This is a genomic window from Brevibacterium sp. AGC70 (genome assembly GCF_057334195.1).
Map to the genome: position 1 here is coordinate 1 of NZ_JBHFIH010000018.1, position 8,953 is coordinate 8,953.

Here is an 8,953-nt window from a genome sequence, read left to right on the forward strand (position 1 = left end):
ATCGGGATCCACATGGGCCAGGATCCGTGCGAAGATCGCCATCAGGTCATGGACCCGCACACTCGGGGCCTTGTCCACGAGAGTCGCTTCAGCATAATCACGATCATCCTGACTGACCCACGTGGGCAGCTTCTTCAAACAGTCTTTGATGACTCTGGCCTGATCGGCTGACAGGCTGCCCTCGTTGAAGGCATCAGCGACCCTGGGGAACAGGGGTGGCTGCGCCTGCCCAGTCAGCGTGACTCGCCCGCCAAGGCTTTTGGCCATATCGGTACGCCGGTTCGCCTCCCGGCTGGTGATGTTCAACCTGTCCTGGATGAGGGCCTTCGTCGTCTTCGCCCCGTAATCAGACGGTGTTCCGACTCGTTCACACACGGCCAGAGCCAGAGTAGACAACGCCTCGTTGACCCGGCCCAGGGCCTCGAGCCCATCGATGAGTGTGATCGCATCGACTGGACCCATCGGACGATCGAAGGTCCGCAACCCGTCTTTGAGTCCACTGAGCGCGGTGAGACTGGTCGTGACTTCGGGAGCGAACCGCGACAGATCCGCCCACTCCTGGCTCGAGAGCAGAGGGTGAGGACTCGGGCTGCTGGGACCGCGGGTACTGTTACCGGGAACAGCCGGACCTGAGTCGTCATCCGAAGTATCGGCGGCTGGAGTGCTGAAAGCCTCGGCAGTCCTGCCATCGTCCGCAGTCCCAGCGACCTCACCGGTTTCGTTGGCACCGCCAGTTTCGCGGGATCCGTTGGCTTCGCCTGTTTCGCTGACTTCCGAAACACTGGCTTCCGAACCACTTGTTTCCAAAGCGCTGGCGGCCGGCTCGACGTCCTCGCTCGCCTGACCGCGATCATTCGACTCACGTGGATCATCCGTGGGTACGGCTGCGAGGGATTCGAATTTGCCCGCGAGTGGGTGGCCGGTGAGGTCGAGGTTGGAGTCTTTGAGCTGGTCGAACAGTGACTGCTGTCCCCCTGTCGACGACGACGGCTTTCCCACAGAAGACGAAGCATCAGTCGTATCTTTCCCCGTCACAGCATCATCGGGTCCGGGGCGTGGGTCACGCTCTTCTGGGTGTCCTGGGGTGCGGTCGGGGGTGAGAGTCATGGTGTTGAAGTCCATTCGCCAACATCGTTGTTGCTCTTCTCTCAATTATACATTCATTTCACCTCTTTGCACCCTTAGTTTCGATTTATCTTCGATCATTATTTGACTATCGTATTAACTGTTGACTCAAAAACCGGACAGGACGCGCAACACCCCAGGTCAGAGAGTAAAACCACAATCGATCCCCGCTAGCCGGACCGCCACGAAGACTGAGCACACGAAAACGAGCCGGGACATTGTGTGATCACAATGTCCCGGCTCGGAAGAAACCGGATTCAATCCCTCAGATCGCGCTGAGCATCTTCCCTGGGTTAAGGATCCCCTGGGGGTCAAGAGCATTCTTCACAGCGATCTGGATCCGCCTCGAGCCCTCATCAAGCTCGTTGTTGAGCCAATCGCGCTTAAGGAAGCCCACGCCATGTTCACCGGTGATCGTGCCGCCCAACTCGAGGCCGATGCGCATGATCTCGCCGAAGATCTCCTGCGCCTTCGCGGTCTGGTCCACGTCGCCGGCGTCGAAGAACACTGAGGGGTGAGTATTGCCGTCACCAGCATGGGCCACCAGCGCAATCATCAGACCTGAAGACTCCTGCAGCTCCTTCAACCGGTCGCAGAACTCGGGCATCGCCACGCGTGGCAGACACACATCGTCGAGCAGCTGGCCTCCGCCATGGGCATTGGCGAATTTCTCGTAGGCGGGCTGGATCATCCGTCGTGCAGCGATGAGCGCCGCCGAGTCGCTCGGATCGTCGGAATACGCGACGTCGAGTGCACCACAGGTCTCGGCCACCTCGGCGAACTGGGCCATGACCGCTTCGGAATCCGCAGGATTCTGGTCGACCTGCATGATGAGCATCGATCCAGCATCTCCGTCGAGTCCGAAGTCGCCGAACTCGTTGAGCATCTTCAGGCTCGACGAATCGAGGAACTCCAGCAGGCTCGGCACACCGCCAGCGGCCATGAAATCCGCCACGGTCTGGAGGCCGGAGCGCTCGTCGGGGAAGGTCGCGACGGCGGTGAATGGATCGGGCAGCTTCGGGATCAGGCGCAGGGTCGCCTCGACGACGATGCCCAGCGTGCCCTCGGAGCCGACGAACAGGTGGCGCATGTCGAGTCCGGCGACGCCCTTGGCCGTCTGCGGGCCCAGCTTCGTGAGCGTGCCATCCGCCAGAACCACCGTGAGGCTGCGAACGTAGTCCCTGGTCACGCCGTATTTCACGCAGCACAGGCCGCCCGCGTTAGTGGCGATGTTGCCGCCGATCGACGACAATGCGACCGAACCCGGATCGGGTGGGTAGGACAGGCCGAAGGGTGCGAGGTGATCCTTCAGGTCCTGATTGATGATGCCAGGCTGGACGGTGACGAGCCGTTCGGCCTCATCGACGGACACGACGTCCTTCATGCGCGAGACATTGAGCAGGATCGCCCCAGGTGAGCCGTTCGCCCCACCTGAAATCCCCGACCGAGCACCCTGCGGGACGACGGGGACGCCGTGCTCTGTTGCGAATCGCATGACCTCCTGCACATCGTTCGCCGAGGTGGCCCTGACCAGAGCGATCGCCCCTTCGTGGGGGCAGAACAGGGCTTCGTCGCGAGCGTGGGCTTCGATGACGTCGGGATCCGTCGTCAGCGCCCCCTTGCTCAACCGTGCCGCGAGCGCATCGAGTTCGGCCGCACCGACTGCGGTCTGGTCCTGTACTGTCATGACGTCCTTCCGAACGGAACGGCCGGGGTGGTCACGACCGCCTCGGCGACTGTCTTCTGGTGACGATCGGGCACGTGTTCGCCCCTACTTCGCCATCTCCGGATTCACCTTATCGGGCGCGGGAGCGGCTTTGAGGATGAGGGTGACGATTCCGGCAGCGACCATGGCGGCGCCGACGACCCACATGCCCGCGTTCTGGGTTCCGGTGAGCTCCGCGAGTCCGCCGGTGATGTAGGGCGCGAAGAATCCGGCGGAGTTGCCCAGCGAATTGATCAGCGCGAGTCCCGCGGCAGCCCCGGCACCGGCGAGAAAGGTCTGCGGAAGGGGCCAGAAGGTCGGCAGTGCCGCGCAGATGGCCATGCAGGTGATGGTCACAGCGATCATCGTGGTGAACGGTGAGCTCAGGTACAGGGCGATCGGAATGGTCACACCGCCGATGAAGAGCGGGAGCGCGACGTGCCATACACGCTCATTGGTCCTGTCGCCGTGACGGGACCAGAAGTACATAGCCAGCGCACCGAAGACGTACGGAATCGCGGTGATGAAGCCGATCTCGACGATCGAGTATTCGACGCCGAAGGTCTCCTGGAAGCCGGAGATGATGGTCGGCAGGAAGAAGCTCATCGCATAGAGGCCGTAGACCATGCCGAAGTAGACGAAGGACAGCGCCCACACGCGTGGCTGCAGAAGGGAACGGCGGACCGGGTAGTGAAAGTTGTCAGCCTTGTCCTTCTCTTCTGCGTCCATCTTCGACTGCAGCCAGTTCCGCTCCTCGGATGTCAGCCATTTGGCGTCGCGTGGGTGGTCAGTGAGGTAGAAGATGCACATGATGCCGAGCAGGACCGCAGGCACGCCTTCGACGACGAACATGAAGCGCCAGCCGGCGAAGTTCTCGAAGATCGAGTTGCCGCTCGAGATCAGCCACGAGGACAGTGGGGAGCCGATGACACTGGACATCGGGATCGCGAGCATGAACAGCGCGGTGGCCCGTGCCCGCATCGATGATGGGAACCAGTACGTGAGGTAGAGGATGACGCCCGGGAAGAATCCCGCCTCGGCGACTCCGAGGAGGAACCGCAGGAAGTAGAGCCATCCGTGGCTGGGCACAAACGCCATCGCTGCGGCCACGATGCCCCAACTGATGAGAATGCGTGCGAGCCAGATCCGAGCGCCGAACTTGTGCAGCGCAAGATTCGAGGGCACCTCGAGGAGGAGGTAGCCGAAGAAGAAGATGCCCGCCGCGAAACCGAACTGAGTAGCCGTCATCGCGAGGTCTTCGTTCATGCCACCAGGGCCCGCGATGCCGAGATTGGTGCGGTCGAGGTAGTTGATGAAGTACATCGCGATGATGAACGGAATCAGCCGAACAGTGACCTTCCTCAGGGTCCGCTTCTCCATTGCTGAATCGCTCGACGGCTGCTGGCTCACAGGTGGGTTCACCTCGGATGACATGTGATCTCCCTCGATCAGGCTGAAGCCGCGGTGACGGCTCTCGGCACACTACTGACACACAGTACGTCAGCTTTCGCTCAGGTTCCTAGAGATCGGTCTCAAAGTACCGAATATCGGGACGCAGGTGCTGACGACTGCCGGGCCTAGGATTGACCCAAGAACCAGGGGAGGACTCACCATGCAGCCGATGACGGAGCTCGCGGCAGAGTCGCTGCGTGACTACTACCTGAAGTTCGCACGCTACGAGGCGAGCGGCACTTCACCGACCTACGCTGCGTGGGCACGAGGCATAGCGGAGGACGAGGAGATCATCGAACTGCTCCTCGAACTTCCCAAGCAGAAGCGCCAGGCCAACCTTCTGTTCGCCGCTGCCCGCCACCTCGGCGGTGACGACCACCTCATGGGCGGCGACCACGGTTCCGCGAGCCTGCGCACCTGGCTGAAGGAGAACTGGCCGGCTACACGGGCACTCATGTCTGCGCGGTCGACTCAGACCAATGAAGCCGGACGCTGTGCCGTGATCCTGCCAGCGCTGGCCCGGATCTCCGCGCCCCTGTCGCTCATCGAGGTCGGCGCCTCGGCTGGCCTGTGCCTGTACCCCGATCGTTACAGCTACATGTACAGCACAGAGTCAGGGTCGCTGGCCCTTCACCCCGAGGATGGCCCGAGCACTGTCGAACTCGCCTGCGAAATGACGAATGCCACGCCGCCCGAGCGGATCCCCGAGGTCACCTGGCGAGCCGGAATCGATCTCAATCCCCTCAACATCGCCGACGGTGACCAGCAGGAATGGCTACGCTCCCTGGTCTGGCCGGAGCACGGACTGCGCCGGGATCGTCTGAGTGCCGCGGCCGCCCTCGTGTCCGCTGACCCGCCGAGGCTGGTGCCGGGCGATCTGCTCGAGACCGTCGAATCCGTGCTGGCCGAGGCTCCCGCAGGCACGCAGAAGGTCGTATTCCACAGCGCAGTGCTCGCCTATGTCGAACCGGCCGAACGCGAAGGCTTCGCCGCTCTCATGCGATCGCGTGACGACGTCGTGTGGATCAGCAATGAGGGAGGCAGAGTGCTGCCGGATATCGGAGCTCAGCTTGACCGAGAACCGGACGGACGATTCGTGCTCGCTGTCGACGGACAGGCGATCGCACTGACCGGGCCGCACGGACAGAGCTTCGAGGGACTGGGGTGACGAAGTTGTTCATCAGACAATCGAAGAGCTGGCCGTATACAACTTGCACATCCGCAGTGAAAACACCGCGCTGACGAGCTCTGCTACGCACAGCGGATCTTTCAGCGAGCGTCCCGTGAGTTCGTGCACACGGCGAAGTCGATAGCGGACAGTGTTGGAGTGGCAGTACAGCTGTTCGGCGGCGCGCTCGGCCGAGCCCTCGTTGTCGAAATAGGCAACGAGCGTGTCGAGTATCATCGAACGGTCCGCGGCGGGCAGTTCCAAGACCCCGCTGAGCACCTCATAGGCCAGCCGGCGACCCTCGTTCGGCTCACATGCGAGGAGCGCAGCCAAAGGACTCGAATTGAACTCACGCACCTCTGTCTGACCTGGTCGCAATGTCGACAGGGCAGTACGTGCCAGCTGCAGGGCACGTGGCGTCTCGGACAACGCCCTGTATGGCGGGCTCACTCCTGCACGTACCGCAATGCTTGTCAGAACATTCAGGGCGGCTTCGTGCTGCTCGGAGTGCAGCGACACAACTCCGAGCTGCAGCGTCGGCGTCAGCTGCCACCCAGAGACAATACCCTGGTCCGCGAGCTTCCGCTCCACGTCGGCCAGATCCCCACCTGCCTGGTTACGTTTGTCGACAGCAACCACGATGAGATCCGCACCCGGGGCCAGGCCGAGCAATGTGGCCATCTCCCAGGAGCTGCAATCCGGACTCGGCCGTCCTGCGAGCAGCGACTCGACCAGAGCCGAGCGCCGGCGCCCCTCTTCGGCGAGAAGCTCAGCCGATGCGGCCCGATAGGAATCAGTCAACGCCGATGCGTGCGCATCCGCGACTGACCACAGCCGAGTTGCCACCGCGAAAATGGCTTCCGGGGCTTCGCAATCGCCACCAGACCTCGCCGCCTCGACCAGCGCGTCCCACAGAACACCGAAGCTCAGATGATTCGCCTGCAGGATTTCGGCCAGAGGGATCCCCTGCTGGGCTCGACGTCTGCCTGTCTCATGGGGCGCCGTCATCTGCAACGCGTCGTGACATTGGTGCATCTCGGTGACCGCGGCCCTCAGGTTGTCCTCGATCGATCTGTGAAGGTCCTTCTGAAGAAGCGGATCCGCGCGCTCGTAGAGCGGAATTCGCTCGAGAATCATGTTGTGGGCATCCCTGACAATGCGCGGCATCTGAGAATCAGCCCAATACACGAGTTGATCGGCATCCGACATCGTCAGCGCTCCCGCCGGCCAGCTCATCTCTGAAAGGTGCAACCCTGTACCCATTCCTCAACCTCGCGTCCAACCGATGCATATCGATAGTACAAATTTCAAGCTAGTCATGCACGCATGATCCCTGGTCACCGCCACATTCGGCCCAAGGACAATTCACCTTGATTTCCCCTGGAGAAAAGCCGTTATCTGTGTACGTACTTTCCGTGGCGCAGAACACACAGGAAGGACGGTCACGAAAATACCTCGCTTCAGGTGGATAAATCAATGAGAAAGATCGACGATGACGCAAAACCTGAGATCTCCTGTCGCTATCCAGCAATTGTTGCACATCACAACCAGGCTTGTTCTTCGTGTCAAAGTTGAGTGGAACTCTGAAAATCTCTGGACACGGCCTGAGTGTTTCGGAAGTATGTCCTGTGGGTAACGCTCGTTGGTGCATATGCCGACATCTGAGGGAGCGGTCCAAACAACGAGCGGTACTTTGGAGGTAAATTCGTGTCTCACCACGTGCAATCACGTCCCCACGATGGTCATCGAAGGAAAAAGATGGTTCTCAGGCGAATTCTGCCTGGCGTGGCCGTCGGAATCGCGGGAACATTGTTGGCTTCGACCGCGGTATCGGCACAGGACGTCAAAGCCGATGAGCCGACTGAGGCCGGAGCCAGTGTCGCAGGCATGACTCTGGACTCCAAAGAACTTGTCGCACTGGGTAAGTCCAAGGCCGCATCCAAATCGGATCCGGGCCCGAACCGCGAAGCCTTCAACGGCGCCATCGGCGGCGACGAGGTCGTCGATTTCGGTGCAGGCTATGAGATCCCGCTCGATGATTTCCTCAGCTTCGGTGAAGCCGGCGCCATCCACAGCGAATCCACCGCTGCCGACTCCAAGAACGGCAAGGCCGTCACCGGAATCGTCGGCGCCGACGGTGGACTCACGCTCGACGGCAAAGACAGCGACTTCGGCACCGCGAGCGTCGACCTCCTATCGGTGGTCGACGCCACCGGAAAGTCTGATGTCACCGACGGACTCATCGACCAGGCTGACTTGAACTTCGGACTCGGCGGCGCTTGGGTCGAAGCAGTTGACGGCGAGCTCCAGGATCCAGACGGTGTGGGCGGATACGGACAGTACCGCGTCGGTGACGCAAAGCTCAATCTCCACTCCCCCGCCATCGAAGATGCCGGCGACGGAGTGTCGGACGCCGCTGGTCAGATGGAAGACGAAGTGGCCGATAAGGTCAACGACGCACTCGGACTCGGCAAAGCCCTCCCGGGAATGAAGGTCGACACGACAGTCACCTCCAACATCGAGGAAGACGTTCTCGATGCGATCCTGCGTGAACCGATCAAGACCGATGACGGACTCGCCACGATCGACCTTGGAAAAGGCTCGGTGGAGGTCGACCTCGCCCGCCTCGGCGGCAACGACGACGGCGTGACCGATCGTCCGGTCGGAATCAACAACCAGGACCCGAACTCCGAGCTGATCGACGATGAGACATACCCGCTCATCGCCAGCAGCATCCACGACGCCATTGAGAAGGTCATCGACGTCGCAGTGGACACAGCGATCGAATCGTTGCGCACCGCGAAAGTGAACGTTGATATCACCGCTCTCGATGGAACCACCGCCGGATGGGACATGGACCTCACCGGAAAGGTCAGCAACTACGACTGCAAACCTTCGGGTGCAACGGGATCGGTGTCCTGCACAACGATCGACGCCGTGATGAACTCGATGAAGACCGTCACAGGCCCGATCTACGACAAACTCTCGGACCCATCGGGCCTGCTGTACAAGGCGTTCACCACGATCAAAACCGACATGATGACGGTCCCGATCCGCGCGGCAATTGATCCATTCCTCGAGCTGCTGGCAGATAACCTCGTTTCGCTGCAGATCAACCACCAGGAGACAACTGAGTGCACGACCGCGGACGGTGAGAAGGTCGTCAGCGGCGTGGACGTCTCCGCCCTGAGCCTCGGCGTTGCCGGCGGCAAGTCACGGATGGGCTTCGGCAACGCCGGAGTCCGCACCGACCCTTGCGGCGAGTCAGCAGACGCCGTCAAGCCGGGACCGGTCGACCCGCACAGCGACAGGTCGATGTTCGACCCACGCAATCTGTTCCCTGGCTTGTGACTCTCCTGTCCGTTGCTGATCGCGATGCCAGCCATCGCAGTCGACAAAGTTGCAGTACACACGTTCACGAACACAGCGAATGCATGACGCTCATCGCGAGATGAGCACCCGAGTGGGGGGGGGGGGGGGGGGGGGGGGGGGGGGGGGGGGGG

At 61.5% G+C, this 8,953-nt stretch carries 6 protein-coding genes; 2 read left to right on the top strand and 4 right to left on the bottom strand.

The window, feature by feature from the left end:
- The 3 genes from ACE03M_RS15345 to ACE03M_RS15355 all read right to left on the bottom strand — a co-directional run.
- Positions 1 to 1,107: DUF222 domain-containing protein (locus ACE03M_RS15345; RefSeq protein ID WP_485934896.1), on the bottom strand; the 1,107-nt coding region annotated here is incomplete at its 3' end.
- A 283-nt stretch (positions 1,108 to 1,390) separates the two neighbouring features.
- A complete protein-coding gene (locus tag ACE03M_RS15350) occupies positions 1,391 to 2,812 on the bottom strand; it encodes an FAD-binding oxidoreductase (protein WP_485934898.1) in 1,422 nt (473 codons plus the stop codon).
- An 84-nt stretch (positions 2,813 to 2,896) separates the two neighbouring features.
- Entirely contained in the window at positions 2,897 to 4,264 is a 1,368-nt protein-coding gene (locus ACE03M_RS15355) for an MFS transporter (RefSeq protein WP_260848105.1), read from the bottom strand.
- Between the two features lie 178 nt (positions 4,265 to 4,442).
- Here ACE03M_RS15355 and ACE03M_RS15360 point away from each other — a divergent pair, with 178 nt between their 5' ends.
- A complete protein-coding gene (locus ACE03M_RS15360) occupies positions 4,443 to 5,450 on the top strand; it encodes a DUF2332 domain-containing protein (RefSeq protein ID WP_485934899.1) in 1,008 nt (335 codons plus the stop codon).
- A gap of 12 nt (positions 5,451 to 5,462) precedes the next feature.
- On the opposite strand, the gene ACE03M_RS15365 is transcribed toward ACE03M_RS15360, so the two are convergent.
- Entirely contained in the window at positions 5,463 to 6,686 is a 1,224-nt protein-coding gene (locus ACE03M_RS15365) for a PucR family transcriptional regulator (protein WP_485934900.1), read from the bottom strand.
- 522 nt (positions 6,687 to 7,208) lie between these two features.
- Here ACE03M_RS15365 and ACE03M_RS15370 point away from each other — a divergent pair.
- Positions 7,209 to 8,801 (top strand): choice-of-anchor G family protein, encoded by a 1,593-nt coding sequence (locus ACE03M_RS15370; RefSeq protein ID WP_485934901.1) that lies wholly within the window; start codon positions 7,209 to 7,211, stop codon positions 8,799 to 8,801.
- Positions 8,802 to 8,953: the final 152 nt, after the last annotated feature.

Coding starts and splice junctions, on each gene's coding strand:
- ACE03M_RS15350 (WP_485934898.1), bottom strand. CDS start 2,812: ATGACAGTACAGGACCAGACCGCAGTCGGTGCGGCCGAACTCGATGCG.
- ACE03M_RS15355 (WP_260848105.1), bottom strand. CDS start 4,264: ATGTCATCCGAGGTGAACCCACCTGTGAGCCAGCAGCCGTCGAGCGAT.
- ACE03M_RS15360 (WP_485934899.1), top strand. CDS start 4,443: ATGCAGCCGATGACGGAGCTCGCGGCAGAGTCGCTGCGTGACTACTAC.
- ACE03M_RS15365 (WP_485934900.1), bottom strand. CDS start 6,686: ATGAGCTGGCCGGCGGGAGCGCTGACGATGTCGGATGCCGATCAACTC.
- ACE03M_RS15370 (WP_485934901.1), top strand. CDS start 7,209: ATGGTTCTCAGGCGAATTCTGCCTGGCGTGGCCGTCGGAATCGCGGGA.